Annotated in this window: 17 protein-coding genes; 10 read left to right on the plus strand and 7 right to left on the minus strand. The window is 72.6% G+C overall.

Going from position 1 to position 16,738, the window contains the following annotated elements; genetic code table 11:
* Positions 1-18: 18 nt before the first annotated feature.
* From AB0A61_RS26630 to AB0A61_RS26655, 6 genes are all read left to right on the plus strand, one after another.
* Positions 19-1,188: a PP2C family protein-serine/threonine phosphatase gene (locus AB0A61_RS26630; protein WP_361297127.1), complete on the plus strand. Its 1,170-nt coding sequence runs from the start codon at positions 19-21 to the stop codon at positions 1,186-1,188.
* Between the two features lie 292 nt (positions 1,189-1,480).
* Complete coding sequence (locus tag AB0A61_RS26635; protein ID WP_361297130.1) at positions 1,481-2,380, plus strand: STAS domain-containing protein; 900 nt, start codon at positions 1,481-1,483, stop codon at positions 2,378-2,380.
* Entirely contained in the window at positions 2,377-2,796 is a 420-nt protein-coding gene (locus tag AB0A61_RS26640; protein ID WP_361297133.1) for an STAS domain-containing protein, read from the plus strand. Before AB0A61_RS26635 ends, AB0A61_RS26640 begins: the two co-directional genes overlap by 4 nt.
* Positions 2,796-3,236, plus strand: coding sequence for an anti-sigma regulatory factor (locus AB0A61_RS26645; RefSeq protein WP_361297461.1), 441 nt, complete (start codon positions 2,796-2,798; stop codon positions 3,234-3,236). The genes AB0A61_RS26640 and AB0A61_RS26645 overlap by 1 nt, the downstream gene beginning before the upstream one ends.
* Complete coding sequence (locus AB0A61_RS26650) at positions 3,236-4,303, plus strand: ATP-binding SpoIIE family protein phosphatase (protein WP_361297136.1); 1,068 nt, start codon at positions 3,236-3,238, stop codon at positions 4,301-4,303. The genes AB0A61_RS26645 and AB0A61_RS26650 overlap by 1 nt, the downstream gene beginning before the upstream one ends.
* Complete coding sequence (locus AB0A61_RS26655) at positions 4,300-6,066, plus strand: SpoIIE family protein phosphatase (protein ID WP_361297139.1); 1,767 nt, start codon at positions 4,300-4,302, stop codon at positions 6,064-6,066. The genes AB0A61_RS26650 and AB0A61_RS26655 overlap by 4 nt, the downstream gene beginning before the upstream one ends.
* A 43-nt stretch (positions 6,067-6,109) precedes the next feature.
* Here the strand turns inward: AB0A61_RS26655 and AB0A61_RS26660 are convergent, their stop codons facing one another.
* Positions 6,110-6,595 carry a MarR family transcriptional regulator gene (locus tag AB0A61_RS26660; RefSeq protein ID WP_361297142.1) on the minus strand — a complete coding sequence of 162 codons (486 nt, stop codon included), beginning with the start codon at positions 6,593-6,595 and terminating at the stop codon, positions 6,110-6,112.
* Between the two features lie 175 nt (positions 6,596-6,770).
* Entirely contained in the window at positions 6,771-7,589 is an 819-nt protein-coding gene (locus AB0A61_RS26665) for a methyltransferase domain-containing protein (RefSeq protein WP_361297145.1), read from the minus strand.
* 353 nt (positions 7,590-7,942) lie between these two features.
* Between AB0A61_RS26665 and AB0A61_RS26670 the strand changes: the two genes are divergently transcribed.
* Both AB0A61_RS26670 and AB0A61_RS26675 read left to right on the plus strand, forming a co-directional pair.
* Positions 7,943-9,316: an NAD(P)/FAD-dependent oxidoreductase gene (locus tag AB0A61_RS26670; protein ID WP_361297148.1), complete on the plus strand. Its 1,374-nt coding sequence runs from the start codon at positions 7,943-7,945 to the stop codon at positions 9,314-9,316.
* A gap of 182 nt (positions 9,317-9,498) precedes the next feature.
* Entirely contained in the window at positions 9,499-11,772 is a 2,274-nt protein-coding gene (locus AB0A61_RS26675; RefSeq protein ID WP_361297151.1) for an FUSC family protein, read from the plus strand.
* A 48-nt stretch (positions 11,773-11,820) separates the two neighbouring features.
* Here the strand turns inward: AB0A61_RS26675 and AB0A61_RS26680 are convergent, their stop codons facing one another.
* The 5 genes from AB0A61_RS26680 to AB0A61_RS26700 all read right to left on the minus strand — a co-directional run bounded on the left by AB0A61_RS26680 (position 11,821) and on the right by AB0A61_RS26700 (position 15,426).
* Positions 11,821-12,252: a hypothetical protein gene (locus tag AB0A61_RS26680; RefSeq protein WP_361297154.1), complete on the minus strand. Its 432-nt coding sequence runs from the start codon at positions 12,250-12,252 to the stop codon at positions 11,821-11,823.
* Positions 12,253-12,297: 45 nt separating this feature from the next.
* Positions 12,298-13,134, minus strand: coding sequence for a DUF1206 domain-containing protein (locus tag AB0A61_RS26685; RefSeq protein ID WP_361297157.1), 837 nt, complete (start codon positions 13,132-13,134; stop codon positions 12,298-12,300).
* 280 nt (positions 13,135-13,414) lie between these two features.
* Positions 13,415-13,780: a DUF5133 domain-containing protein gene (locus AB0A61_RS26690; RefSeq protein WP_361297160.1), complete on the minus strand. Its 366-nt coding sequence runs from the start codon at positions 13,778-13,780 to the stop codon at positions 13,415-13,417.
* Between the two features lie 64 nt (positions 13,781-13,844).
* Positions 13,845-14,723 carry a SigB/SigF/SigG family RNA polymerase sigma factor gene (locus AB0A61_RS26695; protein ID WP_361297163.1) on the minus strand — a complete coding sequence of 293 codons (879 nt, stop codon included), beginning with the start codon at positions 14,721-14,723 and terminating at the stop codon, positions 13,845-13,847.
* Positions 14,724-14,979: 256 nt separating this feature from the next.
* Positions 14,980-15,426, minus strand: coding sequence for an ATP-binding protein (locus AB0A61_RS26700; protein WP_361297166.1), 447 nt, complete (start codon positions 15,424-15,426; stop codon positions 14,980-14,982).
* A gap of 233 nt (positions 15,427-15,659) precedes the next feature.
* Here AB0A61_RS26700 and AB0A61_RS26705 point away from each other — a divergent pair, with 233 nt between their 5' ends.
* The gene (locus AB0A61_RS26705; RefSeq protein WP_361297169.1) at positions 15,660-15,881 is read left to right on the plus strand and encodes a 3-deoxy-D-manno-octulosonic acid transferase; all 222 of its coding nucleotides are present in this window, start codon (positions 15,660-15,662) and stop codon (positions 15,879-15,881) included.
* Positions 15,882-16,260: 379 nt separating this feature from the next.
* Positions 16,261-16,716, plus strand: coding sequence for a cyclic nucleotide-binding domain-containing protein (locus AB0A61_RS26710; RefSeq protein ID WP_361297172.1), 456 nt, complete (start codon positions 16,261-16,263; stop codon positions 16,714-16,716).
* Positions 16,717-16,738 lie beyond the last annotated feature (22 nt).

The following is a 16,738-nucleotide window of genomic DNA, read 5'->3' on the forward strand; positions in this document are numbered from 1 at the left end:
AATGGCGTAACCGACATCGTGAACAGACTCGTGGCCGCCGAGCGTGCCCTGCGCTCCGCGGCTCCGCACCAGGTGGTGGACGTCCTGCGCGAGGTGCTGTGCAGCCAGTACGAGGCGCAGGACGTCGCGTGCCTCATGGCCGACTACGGGCTGACCGTGCTGCAGCCCGTCTCCGGCTCCCCGCACACCGCCGAACCCGTGCCCGTGCACGGCAGCGCGGCCGGCCGGGCGTTCGGCGCCCAGGAGCCGTTCGTGGAGGACCACGAGGACGGCCGGGTGCGCGTCCATCTGCCGGTCACCGTGCGCGGCGACCGGCTCGGCGTACTGTCGGTCACCCTGCCGTCGGCCGCGGAGGCCGGGCAGCTGGCCGAACTCGCCGAGGTGGCACGGGCGTTGGGCCACGAGCTGGTCGTCGCCGAACGCGACACCGACCTGTATCTGCGGGCCCGCCGCGCGGACCGCCTCACTCTGGCGGCCGAGATGCAGTGGCAACTGCTCCCGGCCCGCTCCTGTTCCGGCCCCGAGTACGCCCTCGGCGCCCAACTGGAGCCCGCTTACGCCATCTTCGGCGACAACTTCGACTGGTCCGCCTCCGCCGACCGGCTGATGCTGTACATCACCAACGGCATGGGCGAGGGGATCGAGGCCTCGCTGCTGACCAGCCTCGGCATCAACGCGCTGCGCAACGCGCGCCGGGCCGGGATCCCGATCGCGGACCAGGCGGCCCTCGCCGACCAGGCCGTCTACGCGCACTACCGCGGGCGGGCCTATCTGTCCGTGCTGATGCTGGACCTGGAACTGTCGACCGGCCGCATGCAGGTGGTCGACGCGGGCTCCCCGCAGATGCTGCGGGTGCGGGACCGGACCGTCACGGCCGTTCCCTTCGAGCAGCAGCTTCCGCTCGGCATGTTCGAGGAGACGGACTACGTCGCCCAGGAGTTCACGCTGCGGCCCGGCGACCGGCTGGTCTTCGTCAGCGACGGCGTCTACGCGGTCGCCGCGCCCGGCGGCGAGCAGTACGGGGAGCGCGCCCTGACCCGGGCCATCGCGTCCGCCGGTCTGCTCCCCGCGGCGGAGGTGCCGGCGGCGGTGCTGCGGGAACTGACCGGGCACCGGGGCAGACCCCAGCCGGACGACGACGCGCTGGTGGTCTGCCTCGACTGGTTCGGCAAGCAGTCGGCTTCCTAGGGGTGTTGGACGATGCGTGTCGGATCGGCGCACGGCGTGGTGGACGCCGCCTGGCCGCGTTGCCGGATCACAGGTCCGGCACCTTCGGTGGAACGACGGTGCCAACTTCGCACGGGCGTCGGCACTGTGGCCGGCCGGGCCGCCGCCCGACCGGATCGCTCCGGGGAGACGAGGTGTCGCACGAGGTGGGGCCGCGGTTACAGTTGTCGCCCGGCAAGGATCACATCGCCGTCTCGTTGCCTCCAGCGGGTTCGGAGCGATGCAACGCAGATGAGGACGAGGAGTGGAGCAGGTGCCGGAGCACGAAACGGTAGGACAGTACGGATCGGCGGCGCGGGAGGTCGGGGCCTTCCTGGACCGCCGCCGGGAGCAGATCGCCCAGCGCTGGGCCGACGAGGCGCTCTTCCGCACCGTGTTCACCGTCTCCCGGGACGAGGCGGTGGAGGCGTGCAGGACGGTGGTCGACGCCCTGGCCCGAGTGGCCGAATCGGAACGGGTCACGGACCCCGAGGCCGGCGGATTCATCGTGGTGCGCGAACAGTTGGCCCGGATGGGCGCCGCCCACTCCCGACGGGGCCGCACCGCCTCGCAGGTGTCCAGCGACGTGGACGCCCTGCGGCCACCGGCGGTGGACCTGCTCGTCGCCGACCTTCCGGACGCGCCCGCCGACTTGCTCCGGGAATACACGAACACGCTGACCGTGCTGATGGGCACCCTGCGGCTCGTGGTGATGGAGACGGCCCTGAGCGAGGGTCAGAACCTCATCGACCGCCAGCGGCTGCAACTGATGGAGGTGGTCACGCCCGTCATCAAGCTGTGGGACGGCATCGTGGCCGTCCCGCTGATCGGGACCCTCGACAGCGCCCGCAGCCAGGTCGTGATGGAGACCCTCCTCGAAGCGGTCATCGACCAGCAGGCCCGCTTCGCCATCCTGGACATCACCGGAGTGCCGACCGTCGACTCGCTCGTGGCCCAGCACCTGATGAAGACGGTCGCGGCCGCCCGGTTGATGGGGGCCGAGTGCGTGGTCTCCGGCATCCGGCCCGCCATCGCGCAGACGATCGTCCACCTCGGCCTGGACCTGGGCACGGTCATCACCCGGGCGAGCCTCGCCGACGCACTGGCCCATGCCCTGCACCAGTTGGGCGCCGACATCGTCAGGCCGGCGCCGGGCGGTGTGGGGCACCGGTGATCGACGACTTCTCCCGGCCCACCACGGGACACGTGCCGGTGCTGCGGCTCGGCGACGTACTCCTGGTCACTCTCCAGGGAGACCTGTACGACAGTACGGCGGAACAACTCCAGCAGGACATCGGCGAGACCATCACCCGCACCCGGGCCACGGGCGTGGTCATCGACGTCTCCGGCGTCGAGATCGTCGACTCCTTCCTGGGCCGGGTCCTGGCCGAGATCGCGGCCCAGGCGAGGCTGCTGGCCGCGCAGACCGTGGTGGCCGGCATGCGGCCCGCGGTCGCGATCACCATGGTGGAGCTCGGCCTGACGCTTCCCGGACTGCGCACCGCGCTCAGCACCGAGGACGCCATGCAGTGCCTCGGCGGGCAGGACCCGGTATCCCGCCCCGGCGGCACGCGTTTGGGGAGCCCATGATGGAAACTGCCGCGGGTGTACAGGCGTGCCTGCCGATCCGTTCGGACATGGATCTGGTGTGGGTGCGCCAGCACGTGCGCCAGGCGGCTGCCCAGCTCGGCTTCGGCCTGGTGGACCAGACCAAGCTGGTCACCGCGGCCAGCGAGCTGGCACGCAACACGCTGGTGCACGGCGGAGGCGGCCGGATGGAGGCGGTGCACGTGGTCAACGGGCGGGTGCACGGGCTGCGGCTGACCTTCAGCGACAAGGGGCCGGGCATCGCCGACCTGGAGCAGGCGCTGAGCGACGGATACACCTCCGGCGACGGCCTGGGCATGGGGCTGGGCGGCGCCCGGCGCCTGGTGCACGAGTTCCGGGTCGACAGCGCCCCGGGCGCCGGTACCACCGTCACCGTGACCTCCTGGGCGGCCCGTCCCCCGCACCCGCGTGAGGAGCCCTGATGGCACGGGTGTGGGACGTCCCGGTGCACGACTCGACCCGGGTGCGCGACGCCCGGGTCGCCGCGGAGGCCGCGGCCGCCCTCGCCGGGCTGGACGAGACCCGCACCGCGTCCGTCGCGCTGGTGGCGACCGAGCTCGCCACCAACCTGCTCAAGCACGCCGAGGGGGGCCAGGTCCTCATCGAGGTCGTACCCCCTGCGGTCCTCCCGGAAGAGCCGAAGCGGGCCCGGGTCGTGCAGATAGCGGCGATCGACCACGGCCCGGGCATGGCCGACGTCGCCGAAGCACTGCGCGACGGCTTCTCCACGGCCCGGTCGCTGGGCGCCGGCCTCGGGACCTGCCGTCGGGTCGCCGACGACTTCGACGTGCACAGCGCGCCGGGCCGGGGCACGGTGGCGCTGGCCCGGGTCGGCCCCGCGGCCGACCGCACCAGGTCCGCGGTGCCGCGGCAGTCGGCCGCGGTGCGGGCCGGTGGGGTCAACGTCCCCTTCGCGGGGGCGGAGTACTCGGGCGACGCCTGGACGTGGGTCAGGGCCGGGGACCGCGTGACGCTGCTGCTGGCCGACGGCCTGGGCCACGGCCCAGAGGCCGCCCGCGCCTCCACCGCGGCGGTGGAGGCCCTGCACCGCGTGGCCCACCTCACACCCGCCGAACAGCTGCGGCAGCTCGACGGGGCGCTGCGCGGCACCCGCGGGGCGGCCGTAGCCCTGGCTCAACTGGACCTGCGCACCGAACAGCTGCGGTTCGCGGGCATCGGCAACATAGGGGCGCGGTTGCGCGAGGGCGACGCCTGGCGTCCCCTGCTGTCCCGGCCCGGCATCGTCGGGGTGCACCGGCCTACGACCCTGGCCGAGAACCAGGTGCCGTGGGCGGCCGACCGTCTGCTGATCCTGCACAGCGACGGCCTGCCCAGCCGTTGGGTGCCGCCCTCCGCGCCCGGGCTCCTCACGGCCGACCCGGCCGTGACCGCCGCCGTGACCATACGTGACGCCAGTAGCTCAGCCCGCCCGGTACGGGACGACACCACCGTGGCCGTCCTGACTCCCGCCCCACCGGACCGCCCATGACGCGCACTTGGCAGATCACCACCGTCACCGACGCGGCGCGGGCCCGTATTGCCACGGCGCGCCTGGCCGCCGCGTACGGCGTACCCACGCTCGAACGCACCCGCCTGGCCACTTCGCTCAGCGCCCACCTGCGGCAATGCCTCACCAAGGGCGGGACCTGGTGCGTGGCCCTGGAGGTGGTCCCGCCCGCCGCCGCGAGCGGGCTCCTGCACGCCACCGTGACCCCGGTCCCGGAGACGAACGCCGAGGGGGAACCGCCGTGGCGGATGACCGTCTCCTGTCCGGATGCCGCGGGCACGGCGGACGGCGAGGTCCCGGACGACCCGGCGGCTCTGGCCGAGGCGCTGCTCGGCGCCGACGAGGACACCGCGCTCACGCTGGAGAAGCTCGCCGAGCAGGAGGAGCTGGTCGCCTTCCACCGGGAGGAGCTGCATCAGACCAACCAGGGCGTCGTGGCGCTGCACGCCGAGCTGGACGCCGCCGGGCGAGCCCAGCGTGAAGCGTTCGCCGCCGAACGCAAGGCGCGCACCGAGGCGGAGAACGCCCGGCGCAGGCTGACGTTCCTGGCCGATGCCAGCGCCGTGCTGACCGCCTCGCTCAACCACGACGAGATCGTGCGGCGGCTGCCGGACCTGCTGGTGCCCCGGTACGCCGCCGCCGTCGACGTATGGCTGTTCGACCACGAGGACGACCGGCGCCGGACCGCTCCGCATCCGGCTGCCGCAGTGCTCGCGGCCCGCACCGGTCGTCCGCAGTACGCCGCCGACCATCCCGGCGGGCTGCCCGGCGTCACGGACCAGCCGCCCTCCGCGCTCGACCCGACACGGCCCCTGCTGTGCATCCCGCTGCCCACCCGGCGCGCGCCGCTGGGCGTGCTGACGCTGTCGCCGCCCGGCGAGCGCTGGGACCCGGACGACGCCGTGATGCTGATCGAGCTGACCCGGCGTGCCAGCATCGCCATCGACAACGCGCGGCGCTTCGAGCACAACCGGGACATCGCCGAGACGCTCCAGCGGGCCCTGCTCACCGATCTGCCGACCACGCCGGGCCTGCGCCTGGCCGCCCGCTATCTGCCGGCCACGCACGGGCTGAACATCGGCGGGGACTGGTACGACGCCTTCCGGCAGCCCGACGGCAGCCTGATCACGGTCATCGGGGACGTGACCGGACACGGGCTGCACGCGGCGGTGATGATGAGCCAGCTGCGCACCGCGCTGCGTGCGTACGCCGTCGACGGCGGCAGCCCCGGCCAGCTGCTGACCCGGCTGCACGTGTTCCTGCACCATCTGCAGCCCGACCTGTACGCGACGGCGGTGATCGCGCGTTTCCGTCCCGACGATCCCACCGTCACCTGGGCCGCCGCGGGCCATCCGCCACCCGTGCTGCGCATGGCCGACGGCCGGGTGCACACCCTCGACGCGAAGCCCGGCGCGATGCTGGGCATCCCGCTGCGGCAGGAGATCGGGGACCACACCGTCCGCCTCTCCCCCGGTTCGACGCTGGCGCTCTACACCGACGGCCTGGTGGAGCGGCGCGCGCAGGGAATAGACCCGGGGATCGAGCGCCTGGCGGCGGCGCTGGGAGCGTTCGACTCGGCGCAGCTGGACGCCGACCTGGACGGCTCGGCGGACCGGCTCCTGGACCCGCTGCTGAGCGACTCCGAACGCGACGACGACGTCTGCCTGCTGCTGTGCCACATCGACAGCACGGCGCAGCCGGCGACGAGCCGGCCACCGGCCCGCTCGGACGGCCTGCGACTTTGACGCGGTCCGGCGCGATCCGGCGCGGTCCTGTCCCGGTACGCGGTCAGTCCGTGGGCGGTGCGGGGTGGTGCACAGGGCCGGGCGGGCGGTCGTGGGCCTGCTGGAAGGCGACCAGACCGCGGTGGAGGGCGGTGCACTGGCCCGGGGTCATCCCCTCGAACACGTCGGCCAGTCGGCGGATGCGTCCCTCGGTGACCTCCGTGAGCAACCGACGGCCATGGGCCGTCACCACCAACTGCACCTCGCGCCGGTTGTGGGGCTGGACCGTCCGCTGCAGCAGGCCGGCGGCCTCCAGCCGGTCGCACATCCGACTGGCCGTCGGCAGGCCGATGCCGAGGTGCTCGGCGAGCGCGGTCAGATTGAGCTCGGGCCGGTGCCGGACGGTCTTCAGGGCGAGCAACTGACGGGCGGGCAGCCCCGGCGTGACCTCGTCGGCCGCGCAGAACCAGAGCGCCACCAGGCTCTCCACCGCGTCGACCACCTGCCGGGCAATCCGTTCCCACTGCTCGGGGCTCTGTTCACAGCCCACCTCAGTCCCCTCCGGCGACCGCATTTGTCATGTACGTCGGGCTACCCGAAAGGACGGGGTGTACACGAAGACAGCGGGGGTGTGCCGGAACGCCGCTCCCTGCACACCTTGGGCGGTGGGTGATTGCTCAGCCCGGGCCGTGGGCGATTGCTCAGCCCGGGCCGTGGGCGATTGCTCAGCCCGGGCGGTGGGCGATCACGGCGAACATCGTCACGGACATGTGCAGTCCGCCCTGCCCGGCGGCCTCCTCAAGACCTGCGTACGCGCGGTCCCGCTGCTCCTCGGTGAGCAGTCCCCGGCGCACGGCGGAGGCACCCAGCATGCGCACGAGCGGCCAGGGCACCGACCGGTGGTCCTGCAGCAGTGCCTGCGAACCCCGGTCGTCGATCACCAGTCCCGTCTGCGCCAGTTGGCCCGCGAGTCGCCGTCCGGAGTGCGGGTTGGCGGCCCCGGCGAGGGCGGCCGAGGTGAACGCGGCCATGACGTCGGGCTCGCCCGGATGCAGGATGGTGGTCGCCCAGTCGGTGTCCAGCAGTGCGATGCGCCCGCCGGGGCGCAGCACCCGAGCCATCTCGGCGACCGCGCGGTCCGGTTCCGTCAGGTGCTGGAGCACCCGCTCGCACCACACGACGTCCACCGACGCGTCGGGCAGTGCCAGGGCGAGCGCGTCGCCGTCCGTGAAGCGGGCGGGGCTGCCGGACGCGGCCGCCCGCTCCTCGGCGACGGCCCGCAGCCCCGGGTTGGGTTCGATGCCGAGCACGTCTCCTTCCGGGCCTGCCGCGTCCGCGAGCCGCCTCGTCTGGGAGCCGGTGCCGCAACCGACGTCGAGCGCGCGCTCCCCGGCGCGGACGGCGAGCGCCTCGTGCACCCACGCGCGCAGCCGCCGTACGCCCGCGGCGGCGTCCTGCTGGTCCAGCGCGGCCACCAGCCGCTGCACGTCCGCCACGCCGATGTTCTGCCTGCGAAACCCGGATACGGGCTCTGTCTCCCCCATGCGGAGCACTCTAGAGCCTCCTGGTGCGACGCACCGGACTTCCGCCCTGCCGCGCCGACGGGGGGCGGGCCGATGTGCACGCGACCGGTCCGGCCAATGTCCGCGCGATAGGTTGCGCGATCTCGGGAACCCGCGTAGCGAACCGCGCCCGGGGGGCATCCAGAGGCGGCCGGATGACTTGAGCCGGTGCGCCGACGGCTCGTGGCGGGCATGGTGGTGCTCGACGCCTTGCGTCTGCCGGCCGGCCCGGCCGGCGGGTGGCCGAGGGCACGGTGGGACCGATGAGGTGCGAAGGCAGCGATTCAGGGGCAGGCGAACGACGTCGAGGCAGACCTCCTGGAGCCGCAGAAGGGATGAACACCGTGACACGACCCAGGATCCTGGTGGTTGGCGCAGGCTTCGCCGGAGTGGAGTGCGTGCGCCGCCTGGAACGCAGGCTCTCCCCCGAGGAGGCCGACGTCACCCTGGTGACGCCGTTCGCCTACCAGCTCTACCTGCCGCTGCTGCCCCAGGTCGCCTCCGGCGTCCTGACGCCCCAGTCCGTCGCCATCTCCCTGCGCCGCAGCAAGAAGTACCGCACCCGCATCATTCCGGGCGGGGCCGTCGGCGTGGACCTGAAGGCCAAGGTCTGCGTCATCCGCACCATCACGGACCACATCGTCGACGAGCCGTACGACTACATCGTGCTGGCTCCCGGCAGCGTCACCCGGACGTTCGACATCCCGGGCCTGACGGACCACGCCTTCGGCATGAAGACGCTCGCCGAGGCCGCCTACATCCGCGACCACGTCATCACCCAGCTCGACCTGGCCGACGCCAGCGACGACCCGGCCGAACGGGCCTCGCGGCTGCAGTTCGTGGTGGTCGGCGGCGGTTACGCCGGCACCGAGACCGCCGCTTGCCTGCAGCGGCTCACGCACGCGGCCGTCCAGCGCTATCCGCGGCTGGACCCGGGCCTGATCAAGTGGCACCTGATCGACATCGCGCCGAAGCTGATGCCGGAACTGGGCGACAAACTCGGCCGCAGTGCCCAGGAGATCCTGCGCCGACGCGGTGTGGAGATCTCGCTGGGTGTCTCCATCGCCAAGGCCGGACCGGAGGAGGTCACCTTCACGGACGGCCGGGTGGTGCCCACCCACACCCTGATCTGGACCGCGGGCGTCGTGGCGAGCCCCCTCATCTCCACTCTGGGCGCGGAGACGGTGAAGGGGCGGCTGGTGGTCAGCCCGGAGATGGCGGTCCCCGGCCAGGACGGGGCGTTCGCCCTCGGTGACTCCGCCGCCGTGCCCGACCTGGCCAAGGGCGACGGCGCGGTCTGCCCGCCGACCGCACAGCACGCCATGCGGCAGGGCAAGCGGGTCGCCGACAACGTCGTGGCGACGCTGCGGAACCAGCCGCTGCAACCGTACGAGCACAAGGACCTGGGGCTGGTCGTCGACCTCGGCGGCAAGGACGCCGTCTCCAAGCCGCTGGGCCTCGAACTGCGCGGTGTGGCCGCGCAGGCAGTGGCCCGGGGCTACCATCTGGCGGCGCTGCGGACCAACGTCGCCAAGACCCGGGTCATGACAAATTGGCTGCTGAACGCGGTCGCCGGTGACGATTTCGTGCGCACCGGCTTCCAGGCCCGAAAGCCCGCCAAGCTGAAGGACTTCGAGTACACGGACGCCTACATGACGCCGGAACAGGTGCGCGAGCACATCGAACGGCCACAGCCCCGCAAGGTGTGACCGCTCGGGCGGGGTGCCGGCGGAAACGGCCGGGCCGCCGGGCGGCCCGGCAGCGGCGTGCCATGCTGGGTTGGCGGATCACCACGTTCAAGGCATCACGTTCAAGGCGTCACATTCAAAAGGCGTCAGATGCAAGGCGTCACGTTCAAGGCATCACGTGCGAGGGGAGAGAGTTCGGCGGCGTGAAGGCAGCGCAGGGGTCGGTCTGGGCGTCGCTCAGGGATCGGGTCGCGGCGTGGGATCCCGGGCTGCTGAGGCTGGCCGCCGGATCACGAACGGCGGGCGCCATGGCCCTGACGCTGGCCGTCCTCGGTCTGATGGGGGCACCGCTGCCGCATCTGGTGGCCGGGGCGCTCGCGTCGATGGTGGCGACCTTCGCCATCCGGGAGAAGCAGCGCACCCGGCAGGCCCTCACACTCGCCCTGGGTCTGCCGGTGGCGCTCGCGTCCGTGACCCTGGGAGCGCTGCTCAACTCCCGCATCGTGGCCGGGGACGTCTTCTTCGTCGCTCTGATCTTCTGCGCCGTCTACAGCCGCCGGTTCGGTGACCGGGGCAACGCGCTCGGGCTGATCTGCTTCCAGACCTACTTCATGTCCCTGTTCGTCGGCGCCACCGTGCCGATGCTGCCGGGTCTGTTCGGCGTCATCGCGATCGCCTTCGCCTGCAGCGCCCTGGTCCGCTTCGCGGTCGTGTACGAGACCCCCGCGGGCATCCTGCAACGGCTCCGCGAGGCCTTCCGGGTGCGCCTGGCCCAGTTGGTGTCCGCGCAGATCGAGTTGCTGGACGCCGATCCCGAGGAGCCCGACGAGGCGGACAAGGCCCTGGAGGCGGTGCGGGAGCGCACCGCCCGGCTGCACGAGACGGCCCTGATGATCCAGGCGCGTCTGGAGGAGGGGACCTCCGACGAGGCCGTGGCCCGGCTGGTGCAGCGGCGGATCGCGGACGCCGAGATCGCGGCCGAACGGCTCGGGCTGCTGCTGCTCAGCGCCCGCAGCGCCGAGCGGACGAACACGCTCACCCTGCACCTGCCCGGCGCGTCCCTGCCGTCGGGCGGCCGGCTGCCGGTGCGGGACGAGGTGACCGAGATGCTGCGCCGCGACCTGCAGGCGCTGCGGATGCTCGTCCTGCGGCCGGTCGGTACCGAGGCCGGCACCGCGCTGTCCCATGTGCGCAACCGGCTCCTCGGCTACCGGGACGAGGAGAACCTGCCGGCGGCGCCGCCCGCCGTCCAGGATGTCTTCCGCGGCATCGGTGAGACGGCGCGGGCGGTGCTGGGGCTCAGGCTCGCCCTGGACGGACCGCAGGACGAGTCCGACGACACTCCGGCGACGACCCGTTCGCGCGAGGAACTGGACACCGAGAGCGCGGCGATCGAGGGCGCCGAGGAGGGGGAGCGGGCGAAGGAGCAGGCACCCACCGGCCTGCAAAGGCCCACCACGCGGGCCGCGGTGCAGGTCGCCGTGGGCTCGGCGCTGGCCATCGCGGGCGGCGAGTTCCTCTCCACTCAGCGCTGGTACTGGGCGGTGCTGACCTGCTGGATCGTGTTCATCAACACCTCGTCCACGGGCGAGATCCTGGTCAAGGGCTACCGGCGGCTGCTGGGCACCGTGCTCGGGGTGGTGGCCGGCATCGTCCTGGCGGGGCTGGTCGGCCACTACACCTGGACGGCGATGGCACTGGTGCTGGTGTTCGTGTTCGCGATGTTCTACACGGCGCCGCTGTCGTACACGCTGATGTCCTTCTTCGTCACCGCGGCACTCGGGCTCCTGTACACCCTGCTGCACACCTACAGCCCCGCGGTGCTCGTCCTGCGCGTGGAGGAGACGGCGCTCGGCGCGGCCTGCGGGATCATCGCGGCGGCGCTGGTGCTTCCGATGCACACGGACCGTCGTACGAACGAGTTGCTCGTCACGGTGCTGGAGCGGCTCACCGACGTCACCGACGCCGCCGTCGACCAGCTCAGCGGCGGGCCGGCGGACGATCTGCTCGACAGGGCGCGGGAGCTGGACAGGGCGCTCGCCGACCTGCGGGCCGCCGTACAGCCGCTGACCCACCCGGTCATCCCGCTGATCACTCCCCTGCGGTCCCGGCGCAGCACCGCCCAGTACGTGGTCGCTCTCCTCGAGACCTGCGCCTACCACGCGCGCTCCCTGGCCGCGGCCGCCGAGCTGCTGCCGTCGCATCCCTCGATCGGCGCGGACCCGCGGCTGCGCCAGGCGTGTCACCGCATCACGCACAACATCGCGGCGATCACCGCGCACGTGGTGGACGAACACGCCACCGCCGAGGTCGAGACGGGACCGAGCATCGTCTCGCTGCTGGAGCCGGAGGGGCGAGGCACGGCGGAGTACGGACGCATCACCGGCCGGGTGCTGCGGCACCTGCAGCGCCTGGACGAGGCGGTGGTGGGTCTGGCGCGGCTGCTGGGAGCGCCGGTGTCCGGCCGGAGGCCGTGACGGCCCGGACCCGCCGACCGCGACCCGGCGCGGTCGGCGCCGGCTCGGTCAGAAGTCCGTGGGCAGGTTGCTGACTTCGGCGATCCCGCGCAGTTCCTCCGTCTCCCGGTGCCGGTCGCGGATGATGTCGGCGATCTCGGTCAGGCGCGCCGGGTCCGACGCGGTCGCCGCGTCCGTGACCACCCGGACCGGGCCGGTCTCCTCGATGTCCAGAACGACCAGCTCGTTGTCCATCCTGCCGGTGACCGCCGTGGCGATCACCAGGGCCGCCTCGTCCCGGATCTGCTGCGGCACGTCCTGGGCCTGAGCGCCGTCCAGCGGTAGGTCGACGGTGGACAGGCCCTGCTCGTCGATCGCGCGCAGCACCGGATCGACCACGGTGAGCAGGAGCTCGTAGTCCTCTTCGGGCATCCGGACGCGGAGCAGATCGAGGTAGACCTCCACGGCCCGGCCGTCGGGCGGAAGCTCGTCTTCGTTCATCCGGTCCGTGTTCCCCGCCCACGGCCGCTCAGACGCCGACCGGCGTCAGAGCTTCTGCCACCGTGCCTGGGCGAAGGAGAACAGTCCGAACAGCACCAGCCCGGCCGCGACCAGCACCAGCAGCCAGGGCCCGAGCGGGGTGTCCGCGAAGGAGCGCAGGGTGTCGTCCAGTCCCTTCGCCCGGTCCGGTGTGGAGTCGACGGCCGCGCGGACCACGAAGACCCCGGCCGCGACGAACACCAGCCCGCGCGCCAGCCCGCCGCCCACACCGGTCACGTCGACCAGTCGGCGCGTCGCGGACGACATCCCACCGAGCTCGAGGTCCTTGTGGAAGTGGCGCCGCGTGGCCTGTACGACGATCACCGCGCCCGTCACGACGATGCCCGCACCGACGGCACCGACCAGCCACGGTCCGGCGGGCGCACCCAGCGCCTGGGCCGTGATGTCGCGGGACTGCTGGTCGCTCGAGCGGCCGCCGTTGCCGGAGCCGGCGGCGAAGGACAGGACGGAGTAGGCGACGCAGGCGTAGAACACACATCGCAGGAGCGCCATGCACCGCGTCCCCGCCTTGCGGCCGTCGGGCCCGGCCGCGCCGAACGCGGCCACGGACAGCTGCCACACCGCCATGCCGACGAGCCCGATGCCGAGCGCCCAGAGCAGCACGGCGCCGAACGGTTCGTCGGCGAGTGCGGCCACGGCGCCGCTGCGGTCCGCCTGGTGTGTCCCGTCGCCGAAGGCGACGCGCAGCGCCAGTACACCAACCAGCAGATAGATCACTCCGCGTGCCGTCAGCCCGGCCCGGGCGGCGGCATGTGTCACCGAGCCCTTCGCCACCCGCCGGACTTCCATGCGCCCGGTAGCGGGCGCGGCGCTCGTCTTCATCTCGACCTCCCGCTATCCGGATGCCCCGCCGGGGTCCGGACACGCGCCATGTGCTGGGCGGCACACAGCAGGCTGCCCGGACGCCGACGGGGCACGTCCGGGCAGCGGTTCGGGACACGTCCGCGCGGCAGGCCGGGTTGCGCCGGTCTCGCCTTTCCTGCGGAGAGACCTCCGGGAGGCGCCGACTCGGCTCGCGGGCACGGCTCGCGAACACGGTCGCGGGCACGACTCTCGAACACGGCGGCCTCGTCCGGGAACCCCCCGGATACGGGCGACGGGCTCAGCCGGCCGCCGAGTGCACCGCGGCGGCTCCGCCGGAGACACCGGCCGGGCGGACCTGGGCCGCCATCGTGGTCGCCGGGCCCGCCGCCATCGTGGTCGCCGGGCCCGCCGCCATCGTGGTCGCCGGGCGGGCGGTGCGCGCCTGGGCGGCTTCGGGTGCGGTGGCAGCGAGCATGCGGCGGGCCTTCTCCAGGGCCCGGCCCACGTCACGCGTGCCGGTCGACACGCACAGCGTGTACGCGAGGTCCTGTACCCGAGTGCTCGGGGCCGTGGCGGGACCGGCGGCCGCCGCGGTCTGCGCGGCGGCCGCCGCCTCGTAGTCGTCGACGAGGCTGCGAAGGATCTCGGGGTGGGGCGTCAGCACTGGTCCGGTTCTCCTCGTCTGTCGCAGTCTGTCGCAGTCTGTGTCTGTCGCAGTCTGTCGCACTTCACCGGCCCCGGCTCAGACGGTCGCCGGGCGTGCTTCCGCCACCGCGGCGGTTCGCCCGTTCGGCCAGCACCTCGTCGCGGACCCGTGCGCAGCTGCGGCTGATCAGGCGGGAGACGTGCATCTGGGAGATGCCGAGTCGGTCGGCGATGCGGCTCTGTGTCATGTCCTCGAAGAAGCGCATGTAGAGAATGGCGCGTTCGCGTTCGGGAAGCCGGCGCAGTCCCTCCTTGGCGGACTCGCGGTCGACGACGACGTCGTACGAGGAGTCCGCGGCCCCCAGGGTGTCCGCCAGGCTGTAGCCGTCGTCGGCGTCGGAGAGTTCGGCGTCCAGCGACAGGGTGCTGAAGCTGTCGAGGGCCTCCATCCCGGTGCCGACCTCCTCCTCGGTGAGCCCGGTGTGGGCGGCGATGTCGGCGACCGTGGGCTCGGGGCTGCCGGGGTTCTGGGTCAACTCGCGGCGCGCCACGCGCACCTTGTTGCGCAGCTCCTGTACGCGGCGGGGCACCCTGAGGGCCCACATGCGGTCCCGGAAGTGCCGCTTGACCTCGCCGGTGATGGTCGGCACGGCGTAGCTCTCGAACGCCCCGCGGTCCGGGTCGAAGCGGTCGATCGCCTTCACCAGCCCCAGCGCCGCCACCTGGCGCAGGTCCTCGACCGACTCCCCGCGGTCCCGGAACCGCCCGGCGATGCGGTGGGCCATCGGCAGCCAGGCGGTCACCAGCTCGTCTCGCACGGCGTCGCGTTCGGGGCCGTCCTCCAGGGCGGCCAGGCGTCGGAAGAGAGCCACGGTGTCAGGTGCGTCGTCGTGCGGCCGCCTGACGCGAGCAGCCTGGTCCTCGGGGGCGCCGGGACGGCCTGTCGACATATCGATGAGCATGCGGATTCGCTCCTGAACGGGTGGTGTCAGGGGATACCGCGGAAGGGGAACGGTGCCCGGATCCACCTGGAGGGCCCGCAGCAGCCATACCGCTTCCGCTGGCGCGCCTCCGGTCCGAAGCACGAGATTCCGTCTGCCCTTGAGTGGGAGGAGCAAACTCCACTTCTCGGAATTCATTGCACCCGGCAATGCTCCGCACACGGATCCGCGCACGAAGACGCGTATGAACGCGTATGAAGAGGCACGGCGGCGCAGCTCAGGACAGGGGGACCACGGCGGTGATGCACTTGCCGCCGGAGGGCAGATCGGACACCTCGATCTCACGCGCCAGCCGGCACACGATCGGCCAGCCGCGACCGCCGACCCGGCGCCGGCCCTGCCGGTCCACGGCCGGTCGGGCCACCGGCAGCCGGTCGCTGCGATCGCTCACGCACACGCTCACACCGCGCCCGTCGACGTCGACGTGAAAATCCGTCACGCCGCCGCCGTGCAGAATCGCGTTGGTGGTCAGTTCCGAGGCGACGAGCTGCGCGTCGGAGACGGCCTCGGCGTCGCACCGGGCGTGGGTGGCAAGGCAGCGTTCGATGATCGCGTGTGCAACCGCCCGCCGCGCGTCGGCCGGTTTGCACGAGCAGGCCTGCCCGGGCGGGGGCGCGGCGGACGACGACCGGGCGGTGGGTGTGGTCCTGTGCCTCTCGCACATCTCCTGTCTCCCTGGGTGGTGAGGAAGAAGCCGGGCCCGTACGGAGACCCCGCGCGCCGGCGGTGCGCGTCTGCGCCAGCGGACCTCCTCGCGCCGTGCGCGTACCGTAGGTCTCGCGTGTCGCCCGACCTGAGGTCTCCTGGGTCGCCTGACCTGTCCGCGCCACACCAAACCTCCGGGCCCGCATGCGGACCGCGGGCCATCGGAGCGGCTTGCGCGGGTACGCGAACTGCATGACAGATGTCGTGGACTCAGACGAACTGCTGCGGCGCATCCAGCGCGCCCGGGCCTGCGCGGTGCAGCAGGAGCGGACGTGGCGCGGCCGCCGGGACACCCTCGACGGGGGCGACCCGGACGGGGCACGCGAGGCGGCGTTCCGGGTGGTGGCGTACGAGACCGTCCTCAGGGTGCTGGACGAGATCCTCACCCCGGGCAAGCACACCGAGGACACCTGACGCCGGCGCCGGTCGTCGCTGAGCGACGGTGGGACCGCGGAGTGAAACCGGTCACCCAACCCGCTTCCCACTACACGGATCGACTCGAGATGGTTTATCGTTCATCCATAAGCGGTGCCGGGGTCGACCGGAAGCGTCCCCCGTACATCGCCGCATACGGCCCTGGCTGGTCTCCCCCGTCCAGCCAGGGCTTTTTCACGCCCTTGATTCCCTGGTCCGCTTGGTTCTCCCGTCCCGGTCGATGCCGACCGGGTTCGGCTCGAGGACGCGCACCCGGTGACGGGAAGTGGCGTCCGCCGAGGTGCCCGGCGCCCCGCCAGCGGCTGAAATGGGCTGAGGTACATGCGCGGATCCGATCGCCGGCGAGGAGCCCAAAGCCATGACCAAAGCGATAAAACTGCTGACCGCCCTCCCCCAGAAACAGCGCGAGCGCCTGATGGAGCTGGCGCACGAGGTCTCCTTCCCCGAGGACGCGCCGATCTTCGAGGCGGGCGGCACGGCCGACCGGTTCTGGGTGATCCGTTCCGGCGCCGTACACCTGGACCAGCAGGTGACGCCCTTGCGCCGGGTGACGGTGGCGAGCCTCGGCGCCGGCGATCTGCTCGGCTGGTCGTGGCTGTTCCCGCCGTATCAGTGGGACTTCGGTGCCGTGGCCTTCAGCCAGGTGCGCGCCTACGAGTTCGACGCGTCGGCCGTCCTCGCGCTGTGTGTCGAGGATCCGCTGCTCGGGCTGTCGCTGGTGCGAACCGTCGCCGAGATCCTTGCCCACCGGCTGGAAGTGACGCGGGGCAAGCTGCTGGAGCGCTACTCGATGCCACCACGCAGCGCGCTGTGACGCGGCGCAAGCGGCGTCGGCC

It is taken from the genome of Streptomyces sp. NPDC046197 (genome assembly GCF_040646295.1).
In the GTDB taxonomy this organism is placed as follows: domain Bacteria; phylum Actinomycetota; class Actinomycetes; order Streptomycetales; family Streptomycetaceae; genus Streptomyces.